This window comes from Streptomyces sp. NPDC093097 (genome assembly GCF_044754325.1).
Taxonomy (GTDB): domain Bacteria; phylum Actinomycetota; class Actinomycetes; order Streptomycetales; family Streptomycetaceae; genus Streptomyces.
On the sequence record NZ_JBIVOW010000002.1, the window covers coordinates 349,695 to 365,380 of the forward strand.

Consider the following 15,686-nt stretch of genomic DNA (forward strand, 5'->3'; position numbering starts at 1 on the left):
TGGGGGGGGCGGGGGGGGGGGGGTCCGGCCGCGCCCCCCATACCCCCCCCCCCCCCCCCCCCCAACACCCCACACCCTCCCGCCGTCGCCCGGCCCCACCTCTGGGGGGAAGAAATGACCTGGGTCCCGGGTGCGCACGCTCAACCCGCGCTTCTGGCTTGGAGGGTGAACACGACGGCCCGGAATTGCTCAGCCCCCATCGGGCGGGAGTCGTGACTGTTACGGGAGGGGGGCTGCGGGGCGGGCCGGAGGTGCCTGTGTTGTGGACGTAAAGCGCAGCAGTCCACAACACAGGCACCGGAGGCCCGCCCCGCAGCCCCCCGGCACCCACCACAAACAGAACGCACGGCCACCCCCGCCCCACACCAACAACCCCAACACCCCAGCTCACCGACGTTGCCGGGACGTTATCCACAGGGCCCCCTCGCCGATGCGCAGGAGCGGTAGCGTCTGGACAAGATTCGAACGAGGGGGGTGGGGGCCGTGCGACGCACCGGAAGAGTGCTGGTCAGCGGGTGGTTGGCGGCACTGTTCGCCGCGGCCACCGTGTTCTTCGCCGCGAGCCCGGCGCAAGCCGCAGGCACGGACACCCCGAGCCAGGCCACCTACCTCGCCGAACAGCTCCGGCACAGCCCGGTCTACGTCAGCGACCAGCTGCCGCGGGCGGTCCCCCGCTCGACGGCGCCCGAGTTCGCCGCGGAGGCCGGGCGGTTGGGGGTTCCGACGTATGTCGTCGTGCTGCCGTCCCTCTCCTCCGGCGGTATGGACTCCGGTCTGCTCGCCGCGATCCACGACCGCCTCGGGCGCAAGGGGCTGTATGTCGCGGTGTCCGAGAGCCCCGGACAGAAGATCGCCGACGCGCTGCGCAGCTCGCCGGTGTACGTCGATCCGTCCCTGTCCTCGGCGGTCGATTCAGGCGATCAGCGAGCGCTGGTGCGGCAGATCCAGCAGAGCCGTCTGCCGATCCGTGTGGTGCTGGTCCCGTTGGTCGAGGGGGACGACTGGGGCGGCAAGCCGGAGCAACTGACCGAGGTGGTGCACGACCGGATGGGCGGCGGCCCGGCCATCCTCATCACCCCCGGGAACTTCCCCGACGACATCGACGCCCGCGAGTGGCCCGCCCACGCCCACCAGGCGGAACGCGCCGCCGCCTCGGTGTACTTCGACGACTCCCTGAAGGGCGCCGGGCTGACCAAGCGCATCTCTCGGGCGATCGAGATCATCAAGGCCGGTGACGGCGACCAGGTCTACGAGCGGCTCACCAGCCACCTCGGCACACCGGGCGGCGGCGCGTCGGACGGCGGCGTACCGAAGAAGCCGGCGGCGGGCTCGTCGTCGGCCGCCCGGAGCGTGGCACTGGTCGCCGGGCCGCTGCTGGTGCTCGCCGCGGCCTGGCTGCTGCTGCGGCGCCGTGCGCGGCTGCGTGACTTCGGGACGCCGTTCGCGATGCCCCGGTCCGTCTTCGCCGCCGCCCACCAGGCCGACGAGGACGGGCTGCGCGAGCGCGCCGGCGAGGAGGTGGTGCGGCTCGGCGAGGAGGCCCGCGCCGCCACGGGCGCACCGGAGGCCGTCGAGCGCGCCCTGGACGCCTATGCCGCGGCCGGGACGGTGCTGGACCGGGCACGCGGAATCCCGGATCTGGCGGGCGTGTTCGCGCTGGTCGCCGAGGGCCGGGCCGCGCTCTCCCCCGCCCCCGCGGCCCTCCCGCTGTGCTTCTTCCACCCGCTGCACGGCCCCGCCGCACGCCGCATACCCTGGCGGCCGCTGGGCCGCCGGGAACAACTCCGGGTCGCCGCCTGCGACACCTGTCTCCGCGCGGTGCGCGCCCGCCGCGCCCCCGAGGTCCTCACGGACCGTCTGGACGGCCATCCGGTCCCGTACTTCGAAGTGCCCGCGGAGCAGAGCCTCTGGGCCGCCACGGGCTACGGCTCCCTCCTGGCCGGCGACTCCCTCACCACCCGCGTCCGACGCGGCGACTTCACCCGCACGGTGAACTGACCCAGGACCGCCTCGGCCCCACCACGGAGCCGCCCCGGAGCCAACGCGAAACCGGCCGGCCTCCCCGCCGCCGCGGCCCGCCCGGCCGCCCAACCGCCGTGGCGGCGTGGCGGCGTGGGCATCGACCGCCCGGCCCCGGACGTGTCGCCGCTCCGGCGGAATTTTTTATCCGGGGATTACCATCCGGCGGTTCATCGGACCGCATTGCCGGTGAATTCACCCGCAATGGACCGCGGTTCGCAGCCCTTGCCGGCGATTGACGACGGAATCCCGAAGTCGTTTTGCAGGGATTGCGATGAATGGGCCGGGACGCTCCGGCGACGGACCAGCAGAAAGCGGCTGACCTGCGGCTTCCGCGTTTCGACACGGTGAAAGCGCGCTCCTATGCTCCGTTTTCACGGCCGTTCGCGAGCACGGGCAACGGTGCCGTGCGTCGGGGGAGAGCATGAACTGGGAGAACGTTGTGCTGCACACAAGGACCGCATGGTGGCGCGCTGCCGCGCCGGTCGCCGTACTGGCGCTGGCGCTGACCGCCTGCGACGGGAGGGACGCGGCGGGGCCGGCCGCCGGTTCCGGCCCCGACGGCGGGAAGAGCTCCGCGAACGCCGCGGTGGCGACCGGCGGAAGGCCGGCCGAGGTGGCCGGTGACGGTGTGCTGAAACCCGGTCAGAGCGGCACCGGACCGTACAGGGAGGAAACCGGGAAGACCACGTACGAGGTCGCCGCGCAGAAGGTGCACGTCGGGACCGAGGACGAGGCGAAGGAGATGGTGCAGGACCCGAGGGACGCCCGGGGTCTGGTCGCCGCCACCGCCTACGTGAAGTACACGAACAAGGGTCCCGGTGTCGTCAAGGGTCTGGCGAGGGTCGACAACGGCGCCGAGATCTACGCGGACGGCCGGCGCGGTGGGCTGCTCCTCGGCACCCCGTTGGACCTCCCGGGCTGCGAGGACCCGATCGACATCGACGACTGGAAGGTCGACGAGAGCCACGTCATCTGCCAGACCTACATGATCCCCAAGGGCTCCAGGGCCCTGGAGGTCCACTGGGGCGACGAGAGCGCCGCCGATCCGCTGGTCTGGAAGTTCGACGACGCCGGCTGACGGCGGAGCGGCGGGGCGCGCGGCGGCGGAGCGGGCGACGGCGAGGCGCGCAGCAGCGGAGCGGGCGGCGGCGAGGCACGCAGCAGCGGAGCGGGCGACGGCGCCGACGCCGCGCCCCTGACGCACGGCGGGCGCGGACCCGGCCCGTGCCGTGCGGCCTCCCTGGCAGCACCGGCCGCACCGGCCGCACCGGCCGCGCCGGCCGCTCGGGCCGCCTGCGTCAGGGGTGGGCCACCACCGAGCGGAGGAACGGCTCGATGGCGCGGTGCCAGGCGTCGGGCTGCTCCCAGGGCAGCAGATGGCCGGCGTCCGGTATCTCGGCGTACTCGCCGCGCGGCAGCACCCGGACCATCTCCTGGGCCTCGGCGCGGCCCAGTTCGGCGTCGAGGCCGCGGATGACGAGGGCGGGGCAGCGGACCTGGGCCAGCTCCTCCCAGTGCGCGTCACGCACCCAGGTCTCGCGGGCGCCGAGCATCTGCCGACGGGAGAAGACCGGGCGCCAGCCGTCCGCGCGCTCGGCCATCACCTCGGCGAAGAACTCCCCGCGCACCGGCCGGGGGCGCTCCAGCGTCGGGTCGTCCTCCCCGAACCACCTGCGGACGTCGGCGAGGGTGGCGAACGGCACCGGCCAGGAGCGGAACCACTCCGCCCACTCCCGCTGCGACGCCGCGCCGAGCGCCGAGGCCCGCATATCGCAGATGACCAGCGCGGCGACCAGATCCGGGCGCCGGGCCGCCACCTGCCAGGCCGTCAAGGCGCCCATGGCGTGGCCCACCAGCACGGCCGGGGCCAGCCTGAGCTGCTCGATGGCGGCGATGGTGTCGTCGACGTAGGCGGTGCGGTCCAGCGGCCCCTCGGCGGGCTTCTCGCTGCGGCCGTGGCCGCGCTGGTCGAGGGCGACCGCGCGGTGCGTCGCGCTCAGCCGGCGGGCGGTGTCCGCCCAGTGCGAGGCGCGGCCCATCAGGCCGTGGAGCAGCAGCGCGCCGGGCCGCCCTCCGCCGTCCTCCAGCTCGCCGCCGCTCTTGGGCGGGTCGGTGAACTCCCAGGCCGCGAGCCGTACACCGCCGGCCCCCGTCACATCGATACGCCGCACCATGTGCCCTGGCACCCCCACTCGTCCCGTGGCCAGCCCCGCACGCCTCACACTATCGAACCGGTATTCGAATGGATCGCCACCGCGCCCAACTCCCCACTTTTGAGTGACCTTGCTGCGGGATTGACCACGGCCACCACGGGGAGACATCTGCCGGGAGGCGGGCCCTACCGGGAAGGGGGCCCGTGGGGGACGACCCTGGGAGCTCGGGGCTCCGGGTCGCCGTGGGGGGACATGGGGAGGCAGGGCCCCGGCAGCTCGCAGCGCCGGGGCCCTGACCGTCCCCGACCGGTCTCAGTGGAACGCATCCGATCCCCCCTCGGCCGTCACCGCATCACCCCTGGCGCCGATGCATGACCATGCATCAGCGCCAGGGTGACACGAGACCGGCCGATCCGCACCGATTCGCACAAGACCGTTCACTGCCAACGGAGTTGACGAGCCCGCGGGCATGCGCATCGGCGCAGCTCGGCGGGCTCGTGGAGGAGGCGGGCTCGTGGAAGAGGTCGACGGCGGGGGCGAGGAGTGCCGGCGGGCGGCGCCGGGCGCGGCCGCCCGCCGTGGGCCGCTCAAGCGGACGCGGGCGGAGGGCTCAGCGCTTGGCGACGAAGACGTGGTTGGCGATCTCGGCGTCCAGCTCGGCGGCCTCGCCGCTGCTGCCGACCAGCACACCGGCCGGCGACTCCGTCACGCTGACCACCGCGCCCGGCTGCACCCCGGCGCGCCGCAGCGTGTACATCAGCTGGGCATCGGCCTGGATGGGCTCGCCGATGCGGCGCACCACGGCGGTCTTGCCGTCGGCGCCGGCGTCCAGGTCGATCAGGCTGACCATGCCGGTGTCCAGGAACGGGTCGGCCTCGGCCTTCTCGCCGAGCTCCTCCAGGCCCGGGATCGGGTTGCCGTACGGGGACTCGGTGGGGTGGCGGAGCAGCTCCACGACGCGGCGCTCGACCGCCTCGCTCATCACGTGCTCCCAGCGGCACGCCTCGGCGTGCACCTGCTCCCACTCCAGCCCGATGACGTCGACGAGCAGGCACTCGGCGAGGCGGTGCTTGCGCATCACCCGCGTCGCCAGTCGGCGGCCCTCCTCCGTCAGCTCCAGGTGGCGGTCGCCCGCGACCGTCAGCAGACCGTCTCGCTCCATGCGGGCCACGGTCTGGCTGACCGTCGGGCCGCTCTGCTCCAGCCGCTCCGCGATGCGGGCGCGCATGGGGACCACACCCTCCTCTTCCAGTTCGAGGATGGTGCGGAGATACATCTCCGTGGTGTCGATCAGTCCGGACATGCGTGCCCCTCGATATGTCGTGCGGTGGCCCTGGACTCAATTCTGACGCATCCCACTGACAACGGTGCCTCCTCGTCCGCTCAGCGGACGCTTCCCGGCCGGTGGAACCGGTGCATTGCCCGGCGTATTGACAGCGCACAGGTCCAGACCGCAACGTGATCCGGACCACTGATCCACGAGGCGGCGGCGCGACGGCGGCGAGCCGGTGCCGTCCCGCCACGGAGCCCGTCCGGGGATCCCATCCAGACGCGACAAAAGGGGACCGCGGCAATGGCTGAGAGTGACCGGAGCGAGGGGCTGGCGGGGCGGTACTTCGATGCCGCGATCGACCTGCTGCGGCAGGTCCGGGACGCGGAGGGGGACCGGATCACCGCGGCCGGGCGGCTGATCGCGGACACCGTGGCCGCCGGCGGCCGGGTCTTCTCCTTCGGGGCGGGGCACTCCTCGCTGCCGGCCCAGGACACCGTCTACCGCGCCGGCGGACTGGCGGTCATGAACCTGCTGACCGTCCCCGGGGTCGTCGGGGTGGACGTCCGGCCGGCGACGCTGGGCAGCGCGCTGGAGCAGGTCGACGGGCTGGCCGCGGCGGTGCTGGACACCAGCCCGCTGGAGCGCGGCGACGCGCTGGTGATCATCTCGCTCTCCGGGCGGAACGCCCTGCCGGTGGAGATGGCCCTCACCGCGCGGGCCCTGGGCATCAAGGTCATCGGCGTGACGTCGGTGGCCTACGCCGGCGCCACCACCTCCCGGCACTCCTCGGGGACCTTCCTCAAGGACCACTGCGACATAGTCCTGGACAGCCGCATCCCGGTCGGCGACGCGGAGCTGACGCTGCCCGGCATCGACGCGCCGTTCGCCCCCGCCTCCACGGTCGTCACCAGCGCGATCATGCAGGCCGTGGTGGCGACGGCGGCCGGTGTACTGGCCGAGCGGGGCGCGCAGCCGCCGCTGCTGCGCTCGGGGAACGTGGACGGCGGGCACGAGTGGAACGGCCGGGTGATGCGGGAGTACGCGGACCGGATCTTCTACCGGCACTGAAGGGCGGGCGGCGCCGCCGCTCGGCCCCGGGCGGCGCGTCATGCCCCCGCCGCCCCCGCCAGGTCCAGCGCGGCGGCGATCCGGGCGGCGACCTCCTCGGCGTAGTCTGCGTCCGCGCGGTCGAACGGGCGGCGCGCGGGGGTCCGCAGGAAGGTGGCGACCCCCAGGGTGCGGCCCCGGCTGCGGAGCACCACGCACAGCCCGTGCACCGCGCCGTCCGGCCAGTTGCGGGCGGCCGCCCAGCCTCCGGTGGGGGCCAGGCCGGCGCTGGCCCGTACGGAGCCGCGCCGCGCGTACGCCTGGAGCGCCGGGTGGTTCGGCGCGTACGCCACCGGGAGACCGCTCGCCGGGACGGCCTCCGAGGGCCCCGGCTCGCCCGCCGGGGAGGCCAGCGCCCGCACCAGCCGCGGCGCCCCGGTCTCGCCGCCCTCCGGGACGCCGGGGCCGCCCCCGGTGGGCGCCGCCTCCGCGTCCCATGCGGTGTCCGCGTCCACCGCCCCGTAGGGCGCCGGGGACGGGGTGCGGACGAGATCGACCAGGGCGTGGTCGGCGAAGCCCGCCAGGGCGAAGTCCAGATGCACCGCCGCCGCCTCGGCCGGGTCCGGGCACTCGGCGGCGGCCCGGCCCGCGCGGTGCAGCTGGTGGGACCGGAAACGCAGCAGGGAGGCGTCCTGTTCGGCCCGTTTGGCGTCGGTGATGTCCTGGAAGAGCCAGGCGACGCCGAGCGGAACAGGCTCCTCCGCCAGCGGTGAGGACAGCCGGACGAAGCCGCTGCGCCAGCACCGGCGCGGCAGTTCGCCCTCCCCGTCCCGCAGCGTCACCCACAGCTCGGCGACGGCCGGCGGCGGTCCCTCGGCCAGGACGTGCGTCAGGGCGCTCTCCAACTCCTCGACGCCCTGGGCCAGGACATCGCCCAGCGGACGGCCCAGCAGCGCGCCACGGCCCATGCCGAAGGTGCGGGCGGCGTGGGCGTTGACGACCGCCGGGCGCAGATCGGCGTCGACCAGCACCACGCCCCAGGTGGCGTCGTCGAACAGCGCCTCGCTGAGCGCCACCGCCCGTTCCAGGTCGAGCTGGGTGTGCGACTCGTTGAAGGCGCAGTAGGCCCCGGCGACCCGGCCGTCGGGGGCGTGCACCGCCGAGGACTGGGTGCGGACCAGGACCCGGTGGCCGTCCTTGGTGAGCAGCGCGAAGTCGTGCACCTGGCGGCCCGGGGCGCGCATCACGGCGGCCAGCGCGGACCGCACGCCCTCGGCGTCCTCCGCGCGCACCGCCCAGCCCGTCAGGCCGCTGCGGCCGACCGCCTCCTCGGTGGTCCAGCCCAGGATGCGCTCGGCCTCGTGGTTCCAGTGCGTGACCGTCCCGTCGGCGGCGAAGGCCATCAGGGCGGCGTCCATACCGTCCAGGAGGGCGGCGAGCAGCCCGGAGTCGTCGGCGTCCGGTGGTCGCTCGGCGTCGGCGCCCGGTGGCCCGGCGCAGGACCGGCCGGACCCACGGGGGCCCGGCGGGCCGGCGGAGGCAGGCTGGTGTGGCGACGAGGCCGATGAGGCAGAAGAAGCCGACGAGGCAGTCACTGGCACCCCTTACGAACGCGGCCGCACGTGCTGCACGTGGGGACATTCAACTGGAACGTGACGTGGAACACATCCGATTCCGGGAAATCGCCGCCCACCGGATCCGGACCCCGCAAAGAACCGGCCCCGAAAAAACCTGTTGTGCGGGAGCCGGCGGGTTCCTAACGTGTGAGGTACACGAGAAGGGAGGTGGTTCGGCAGATGATTTCGTACCGGACGCGTGAGGTGGCTGCGGGCTAGCAGCCCGTCGCTTCACCGAAGTGCAGCGCCGGATCCGCGCATACTGCAGATGCGCAGCCGGCCCAATCCCAAGCAGTCACCCGACCCGCGGGCTGCCGGTTCGTCCGACCGGCCCTTCGCGCCACCGAGCGCGAAGGAGGCAGCCCGCGGGTCGTCTGCGTATGCGGCCGCCACGGCCGCGGCACCCGCCGGTCCGACGGGTGCCCGACCCGTCACGGAGCCAGGCGCTCCACCCGCCACCCGCCGGCCCCCGGCGCGCCCTGGCGGACGTACCGCAGCCGGTCGTGCAGGCGGTTGAGCCGGCCCTGCCAGAACTCGATCGTCTCCGGGGTGACGCGGTAGCCGCCCCAGTGCGGGGGCGCCGGCACCTGCTCGCCCTCCGGGTACCGGGTCGCCAACTCCTCGTAGGAGCGCTCCAGTTCGTCCCGGGAGGCGATCGGCGTGGACTGGTCGCTGGCCCAGGCGCCCAGCTGGGAGCCGTGCGGGCGGGTACGGAAGTAGGCGGCGGTCTCGTCCCGGCCGATGCGCTCGGCGGTGCCGATCACGATGACCTGGCGGGCGAGCGGATGCCACGGGAACAGCAGCGACAGATGCGGGTTCTCGGCCAGATCGCGGCCCTTGCGGCTGCCGTAGTTGGTGAAGAAGACGAAGCCGCGCTCGTCGAATGCCTTCAGCAGCACGGTCCTTGAGCTGGGCCGGCCGGCGGCGTCCGCCGTCGAGACGACCATCGCGTTGGGCTCGTGCAGACCGGCTGCGGCCGCGTCCTTGAACCAGCGCGCGAACTGGTCGAAGGGGCTCGCGGCAAGATCGGACTCGACGATTCCCTCGGCGCGGTAGTGCGCGCGCATGGAGGAGGGATCGGGGGTGTCGGCGGAGGGCATGTCGGCGGGATGCACGGCCTCATCTTGCAGCATCGACGCCACGCCGGGCAGCCCGGTGGGCCGGAAGTTTGCCCCTCGTCGCCGGGCCGTAACCCTCCCGTCGGCCAATCGACCAGTGTGCCGGACGTCACGCTTCCCCGCTGCCGGTGAACCCGCGACAATCATGGCCCGGCCCACTGTGGCCCCCGGGCACCGGAAGCTATCGTGTCCGTCTTCAGGCCGCCGCGGCGCACCGTGGCGGCGACCTCGTCCGCGGACCGCCCGCCCGCGGACGGAAACCGTCGCGTGGCCCCTGCCCCGGCGGGGCATCACCGAGGTGACCGGTACGGACCGCGAGTTGCCCGACGCAGCCGCGTAACCGCATCGGCGCACCAACCGACCCGACCGCACGGCAGCCGGTCGCGGGCCGACTGCCGTGCCCATCTGGAGGAGCCGCCTGATGTCCGACTTCGTTCCCGGGCTTGAGGGAGTCGTCGCGTTCGAGACGGAGATCGCCGAACCCGATAAGGAAGGGGGCGCGCTCCGCTACCGCGGGGTGGACATCGAGGACCTCGTCGGGCACGTGTCCTTCGAGAACGTCTGGGGACTGCTGGTCGACGGCGCGTTCACGCCGGGGCTGCCGCCCGCCGAGCCCTTCCCGATCCCGGTGCACTCGGGTGACATCCGGGTCGACGTGCAGTCCGCGCTCGCCATGCTGGCGCCCGTATGGGGCCTGAAACCGCTGCTCGACATCGACGAGCGGACCGCCCGCGACAACCTCGCCCGGGCCGCCGTGATGGCGCTCTCCTACGTCGCCCAGTCGGCGCGCGGCCAGGGCCTGCCGATGGTCCCGCAGCGGGAGATCGACAAGGCCGAGACGGTCGTCGAGCGCTTCATGAAGCGCTGGCGCGGCGAGCCCGACCCCCAGCACGTCAAGGCCGTCGACGCCTACTGGACCTCGGCCGCCGAACACGGCATGAACGCCTCCACGTTCACCGCCCGGGTCATCGCCTCGACCGGCGCGGACGTCGCGGCCGCGCTGTCCGGCGCGGTCGGCGCCATGTCCGGCCCGCTCCACGGCGGCGCGCCCTCCCGCGTCCTCGGCATGATCGAGGAGATCGAGCGGACCGGGGACGCGGCCGCCTACGTCCGGCAGGCGCTGGACAACGGCGAGCGGCTGATGGGCTTCGGCCACCGCGTCTACCGCGCCGAGGACCCGCGGGCGCGGGTCCTGCGACGCACCGCCGAGGAACTGGCCGCCCCGCGCTTCGAGGTCGCCGAGGCCCTGGAGAAGGCCGCCCTGGAGGAACTCCACAACCGCCGCCCCGACCGGGTCCTGGCCACCAACGTGGAGTTCTGGGCGGCGATCGTGCTGGACTTCGCGGAGGTCCCGGCGCACATGTTCACCTCGATGTTCACCTGCGCCCGCACGGCGGGTTGGAGCGCCCACATCCTGGAACAGAAGCGGACCGGTCGCCTCGTCCGCCCCTCCGCCCACTACGTGGGCCCCGCGGCACGGAGCCCGCAGTCGATCGCGGGGTACGCCGACATCGCGTGACGTTTGGCTCTCGCGTTGTTGGCCTCGCCGTCGTAGGGGTTGCTGTCTTGTGCACCTGCGGTGCATTGCCTTGGTCCGCTGCGCGGGGCTTTCGGGTGCGGTGACGGGCCTTCGGGGCAGGGGGTGTCCGGACTGCTGCGCTTTACGTCCGGACACCCCCTGCCCCGAAGGCCCGCCCCCTCCCGTTGTGGGGTGGAAACCCCCGAGTCACCGGCCAAGCCGAGTGGGCCACCAACGGCCACCACGAAACACACAACCCGCAGCAGCCCACCGGGAGTTGCCCCCACTCACCTGAATTCCCCACCACACACGGGAGGGGACGGGTCTGTGGGGCGGTAGGGGTGTGCCGGACGTAAAGCGAAGCAGTCCGGCACACCCCTACCGCCCCACAGACCCGGCACCGCACCCAACAGCCCCGCGCAGCGGATAGGCACCGCACCCGACAACGCCCCGCGCAGCGGACAGGCACCGCACCCGACAAGCCCCGCGCAGCGGACAGGCACCGCACCCGACAAGCCCCGCGCAGCGGCACCGCAGCGAACAAAGCCAACGCGCCGCAGGCGCGAAGAACAGCACCCCCGCGGCGGGGGAGCCGACAACGTGGGAAGCCGCTCAGCGAGACATCGCGTTGGCGACGATCCGCGCCCACTCGACGACCACCCGTTCCCGCCGCGCCGAGTCGTCCGTCAGGAGATTCGCCAGGCCCAGGCCGCGGGCCATGTCGAGGAGGCCCTGGACGGTCTCCCGGACGCCGGGGACGGACTCGTCGGCGCCCAGGAGGGACACCGCCGTCCGGTGCGCCTCGCGGCCCACGCGAGCCTCCAACGCGGTGACGCGAGAACGGAGTTGGGGCTCGTCGGAGGCGGCGACCCACAGGTGGAGGGCGGCACGGAAGAGGGGGCCGGTGTAGAGGCCGACCAGTTCCTCGACGATGCGCCGGGTGCGGGCGAGGGAGCCGGCCGGCGGCAGGTCCTGGGACAGTGCCGTCAGCGCGGCCTGCCGCTTCTCCGCGACGTGCTCGACGGCCGCGGTGAACAGGTCCTCGCGGGTGCGGAAGTGGTGCTGGGCGGCGCCGCGGGAGACGCCGGCCCGTTCGGCGACGACCGCGACCGTGCTGCCGCTCCAGCCGCGTTCGGCGAGGCAGGAGACGGCGGCCTCCAGCAGTCCGAGCCGGGTGGCGCGGCTGCGTTCCTGCTGGGGCTCCTTGGCGCCGCGGGCGGGGGTCAGCGCGCCCATGACGGGTCCCGCCGCTCCAGGAAGGCGGTCATGCCCTCGCGGGCCTCGGCGGAGCCGAAGAGCCGGGCCGACTGTTCGGCGAGCGCGTCGGTGTCCCGGTCGAAGGCGGCCAGGACGGGGGCCGTGACCAGCTTCTTGGACGCGGCCAGGCCCTGGGGGGAGCCCTTGCGCAACGCGTCCAGGAGCGGCGCCAGTTCGGCGTCGACGTCCTCGGCGGCGAGGGTGACCAGGCCGATCCGGGCCGCCTCGGTGGCGCCGAACTTCTCGCCGGTGAGGTAGTAGCGGGCGGCGGCCCGGGCGTCCATACGGGGCAGCAGCGGTATGGAGATCACCGCGGGTGCCAGGCCCAGCCGCGCCTCGGTGAAGGCGAAGGTGGTCCCAAGGCCGGCGACGGAGAGGTCGCAGGCGCCGAGGAGGCCGAGGCCGCCGGCGCGGGCGTGGCCGGTGACGCGGGCGACGACCGGTTTGGGCAGCTCCACCAGGGCGCGCAGCAGGCGGGCGAGGGCCAGGGGGCCGTCCTTGGCGGTGCCCGAGGCGGCCTCGGAGAGGTCCGCGCCGGCGCAGAAGGTGGTGCCGGTGTGGGTGAGCACCACGGCCCGGACGGTGGCGTCGGCGGCCGCGTCCGCGAGGGCCTGGTGCAGTTCGGCGACCAGGCGGGTGGAGAGAGCGTTGCGGTTGTGGGGGGAGTTGAGGGTGAGGGTGGTGATGCCGCGCTCATGGGCGCGCTCCACGAACGTCATGGGGTCGCAGAGCTCCTTTCCCTGGCGCGCAGTTCGCGCCGGAGGATCTTTCCGGTGGTGGCGCGCGGCACGCTGTCCAGGAACTCCACGCGGCGCACCTTCTTGTAGGGGGCGACTCGGCCTGCAACGTAGGCGATGACCTCGTCGGCGGTGAGGGCGGCCCCCTGCCGGCGCACGACGAACGCCTTGGGCACCTCGTTGCCGTCCTCGTCGGTGACCCCGATGACGGCGGCGTCCGCGACGGCCTCATGGGCGAGCAGCAGCGCCTCCAGGTCGGCGGGGGCGACTTGATAGCCCTTGTATTTGATCAACTCCTTGACCCGGTCGACGACATGGAGCCAGCCGTCCGCGTCGCTCCGCCCGACGTCGCCGGTGTGCAGCCAGCCGTCGGCGTCGATCATCGCGTCGGTTTCGGCGGGGCGGCCCAGGTAGCCCTTCATCACCTGCGGTCCGCGGAGGACGATCTCGCCGGTCTCCCCCGGTCCGAGGTCCCGCCCGGTCTCCAGGGAGACGATCCGCAGTTCCGTACTGGGGAGCAGGGTGCCGACCGAGCCCGGGGGCGCGGGCGACGCCCCGGGCGGGACGACGTGGGTGCCCGGGGAGAGTTCGGTCATGCCGTACGCCTGGAGGACGGTGGGCAGGCCCAAGCGGCGGGCGCAGGCGGCGGCGAGGTCGGCGTCCAACGGGGCGGCGGCGCAGAGCAGATGCCTCAGGGAGGAGAGGTCGAACTCCTCGACCATCGGGTGCTTGGCGAGCGCCAGGACGATCGGGGGCGCGGCGTAGACGTCGGTGATCCGGTGTTCCTGGATGGCGGTGAGGAACTGGCGCAGGTCGAAGCGGGGCAGCACGACGACGGTCGCGCCGTTGCGCAGGGGGGCGTTCATCAGGGCGGTGAGCCCGTAGATGTGGAAGAAGGGGAGGACGGCCAGGACGCGGTCCCCTGGGCCGGTGGTCGTCAGCGGGGCCAGTTGGGCGAGGTTGGTGGCGATGTTGCGGTGGGTGAGCATCACGCCCTTGGGGGTGCCGGTGGTGCCCGAGGAGTACGGGAGCGCGGCCAGGTCGGTGGCCGGGGCGATGTCCGGGGCCGGCTCCGGGTCGTCGCCGTCGAGCAGGTCGAGGACGGAGCGGTGGCCCTCGGCGCGGTCGCAGACGAGGATCTCGGCGATGCCGCCGGCCTGTCGGGCGGCGCCGCGGGCGGTGTCCAGCAGCGCCGCGACGGTGACGATCCGGGACACCCCCGCGTCCTTGAGCTGGCGGGCGCACTCGGCCTCGGTGGCGAGCGGGTGGACGGTGGTGACGGCCGCGCCGCAGCGGCTGGCGGCGTAGAACACCACGGGGAAGAGCACCGAGTTGGGGCTGTGCAGGGCCAGCACCTCGCCCTTGCGGAGCCCGGCGGCGGCGAGCGCGGCGGCCAGCCGGCGGCTGTGGTGGTCGAGCCGGGCGTAGTCGAGGGTGGCGCCGGTGAGGGCGTCGATCAGGGCGGGCCGGGTGCCGTGGGCGGCCGCGTGCCCCAGGACGGCCTCGTGGATGGGCAGTTCCACGGGGGCGACGTCGGGATAGGCGCTGCGGAAGACGTGGGAGGGATGGGAGGGATGAGAGGGGCGGGACGTCGTGGACGCCATAGAGGTCCTCTTCCTGGAGCGGCGGTGGGTGCGGCGGTGAACCGCAGGGGGCCTTCCTTCCCGTATGCCCGAGCGGTGATGCGCCGGTCCTGGTGGGAACGGACCGGCGCCTGGCCACCCTTGTGCTCAGTACGACTTGGGCAGTCCCAGGGACTGGTGCGAGACGTAGTTGAGGATCATCTCCCGGCTGACCGGCGCGATCCGCGCCACCCGGGCGGCCGTGATCAGGGACGCCAGCCCGTATTCCTGGGTGAGGCCGTTGCCGCCCAGGGTGTGCACGGCCTGGTCGACGGTGTGCACGGCGGCCTCGGCCGCGGCGTACTTGGCCATGTTGGCGGCCTCCCCGGCGGCCAGGTCGTCGCCGGCGTCGTAGAGCAGCGCGGCCTTCCGCATCATCAGCCCGGCCAGTTCGAGTTCGATATGGCACTGGGCGAGCGGGTGGGCGAGCGCCTGGTGGGCACCTATCGGCTCCTTCCAGACCTGGCGGGTGCGGGCGTAGTCGACGGCCCGGCCCAGCGCGTAGCGGCCCATGCCGAGGGCGAAGGCGGCGGTCATGATGCGCTCGGGGTTGAGGCCGGCGAAGAGTTGCAGCAGCCCGGCGTCCTCTCCCCCACTGCCGAAGGCGTGGGAGGGGCCCCCGCCCACCAGGGCCTCGGCGGGCAGCCGCACCTCGTCCAGGGTCAGCTCGAACTGCTTCTCCGGGGCGGCCAGTTCCATCCGGACCGGACTCCGTCCAAAGCCGGGCGTCTCGCGCGGGACGATGAACAGGCAGGGCTTGAGCTTCCCGGTGCGGGCGTCCTCGGTGCGGCCGACGATCAGGGTCGCCTCGGCGATGTCGACGCCCGAGACGAAGATCTTCCGCCCGTTGAGCACCCAGTCCCCGCCGTCCTTACGGGCGGTGGTGGTGATCCGGTGCGAGTTGGACCCGGCGTCCGGTTCGGTGATGCCGAAGGCCATCTTGCGGCTGCCGTCCGCCAGCCCCGGCAGCCAGCCGCGCTTCTGCTCCTCGGTGCCGAAGCGGGCGATGACCGTACCGCAGATGGCCGGCGAGACCACCAGCATCAGCAGCGGGCAGCCGGCCGCGCCCAACTCCTCCAGTACGAGGGCGAGTTCGGTGATGCCGGCGCCGCCGCCCCCGTACTCCTCGGGGAGATTGACGCCGAGGTAGCCGGCCTTGGCGGCCTCCTGCCACAGCTCGTCGGTGTGCCGGCCCTCGGCGACGACGGCGGTGAAGTACTCCCGGCCGTAGCGCCTGCCGAGCGCGGCGACGGCGGCGCGCAGGGCGCGGTGTTCCTCGGACTCGATCACGGGGTTGCTCAGGGCGTTGCTCATGACGGCTC

At 73.7% G+C, this 15,686-nt stretch carries 12 protein-coding genes; 4 read left to right on the forward strand and 8 right to left on the reverse strand.

The window, feature by feature from the left end; translation table 11 throughout:
• The first annotated feature begins 483 nt into the window (after positions 1-483).
• Positions 484-1,998, forward strand: coding sequence for a hypothetical protein (locus ACIQE0_RS04485; RefSeq protein WP_402329015.1), 1,515 nt, complete (start codon positions 484-486; stop codon positions 1,996-1,998).
• A 445-nt stretch (positions 1,999-2,443) separates the two neighbouring features.
• Complete coding sequence (locus ACIQE0_RS04490; protein WP_402329017.1) at positions 2,444-3,100, forward strand: hypothetical protein; 657 nt, start codon at positions 2,444-2,446, stop codon at positions 3,098-3,100.
• A 220-nt stretch (positions 3,101-3,320) separates the two neighbouring features.
• On the opposite strand, the gene ACIQE0_RS04495 is transcribed toward ACIQE0_RS04490, so the two are convergent.
• Both ACIQE0_RS04495 and ACIQE0_RS04500 read right to left on the reverse strand, forming a co-directional pair.
• On the reverse strand, positions 3,321-4,196 hold the full coding sequence (locus ACIQE0_RS04495) for an alpha/beta fold hydrolase (RefSeq protein ID WP_402329019.1): 876 nt from the start codon (positions 4,194-4,196) through the stop codon (positions 3,321-3,323).
• A 589-nt stretch (positions 4,197-4,785) separates the two neighbouring features.
• Positions 4,786-5,478 (reverse strand): metal-dependent transcriptional regulator, encoded by a 693-nt coding sequence (locus tag ACIQE0_RS04500; protein ID WP_366340238.1) that lies wholly within the window; start codon positions 5,476-5,478, stop codon positions 4,786-4,788.
• A 270-nt stretch (positions 5,479-5,748) separates the two neighbouring features.
• Between ACIQE0_RS04500 and ACIQE0_RS04505 the strand changes: the two genes are divergently transcribed.
• Complete coding sequence (locus tag ACIQE0_RS04505; RefSeq protein ID WP_366340240.1) at positions 5,749-6,516, forward strand: SIS domain-containing protein; 768 nt, start codon at positions 5,749-5,751, stop codon at positions 6,514-6,516.
• Between the two features lie 38 nt (positions 6,517-6,554).
• Here ACIQE0_RS04505 and ACIQE0_RS04510 read toward each other — a convergent pair whose 3' ends face one another.
• Together ACIQE0_RS04510 and pdxH are read right to left on the reverse strand one after the other, a co-directional pair.
• Positions 6,555-7,913, reverse strand: coding sequence for a PAS domain-containing protein (locus tag ACIQE0_RS04510; protein ID WP_402329022.1), 1,359 nt, complete (start codon positions 7,911-7,913; stop codon positions 6,555-6,557).
• 629 nt (positions 7,914-8,542) lie between these two features.
• The gene (pdxH, locus tag ACIQE0_RS04515) at positions 8,543-9,178 is read right to left on the reverse strand and encodes a pyridoxamine 5'-phosphate oxidase (RefSeq protein WP_402329252.1); all 636 of its coding nucleotides are present in this window, start codon (positions 9,176-9,178) and stop codon (positions 8,543-8,545) included.
• 472 nt (positions 9,179-9,650) lie between these two features.
• On the opposite strand from pdxH, the gene ACIQE0_RS04520 reads away from it, so the two are divergent.
• Entirely contained in the window at positions 9,651-10,748 is a 1,098-nt protein-coding gene (locus tag ACIQE0_RS04520) for a citrate synthase 2 (protein WP_366340244.1), read from the forward strand.
• Positions 10,749-11,360: 612 nt separating this feature from the next.
• Here ACIQE0_RS04520 and ACIQE0_RS04525 read toward each other — a convergent pair.
• The 4 genes from ACIQE0_RS04525 to ACIQE0_RS04540 form a co-directional block, all read right to left on the reverse strand.
• The gene (locus ACIQE0_RS04525; protein ID WP_402329024.1) at positions 11,361-11,984 is read right to left on the reverse strand and encodes a TetR/AcrR family transcriptional regulator; all 624 of its coding nucleotides are present in this window, start codon (positions 11,982-11,984) and stop codon (positions 11,361-11,363) included.
• Positions 11,972-12,724, reverse strand: a complete 753-nt coding sequence (locus ACIQE0_RS04530) for an enoyl-CoA hydratase family protein (protein ID WP_402329026.1) — start codon at positions 12,722-12,724, stop codon at positions 11,972-11,974. The genes ACIQE0_RS04525 and ACIQE0_RS04530 overlap by 13 nt, the downstream gene beginning before the upstream one ends.
• A complete protein-coding gene (locus ACIQE0_RS04535) occupies positions 12,721-14,346 on the reverse strand; it encodes an AMP-binding protein (RefSeq protein WP_402329027.1) in 1,626 nt (541 codons plus the stop codon). Before ACIQE0_RS04535 ends, ACIQE0_RS04530 begins: the two co-directional genes overlap by 4 nt.
• A gap of 126 nt (positions 14,347-14,472) precedes the next feature.
• Entirely contained in the window at positions 14,473-15,678 is a 1,206-nt protein-coding gene (locus ACIQE0_RS04540; RefSeq protein ID WP_366338709.1) for an acyl-CoA dehydrogenase family protein, read from the reverse strand.
• Positions 15,679-15,686 lie beyond the last annotated feature (8 nt).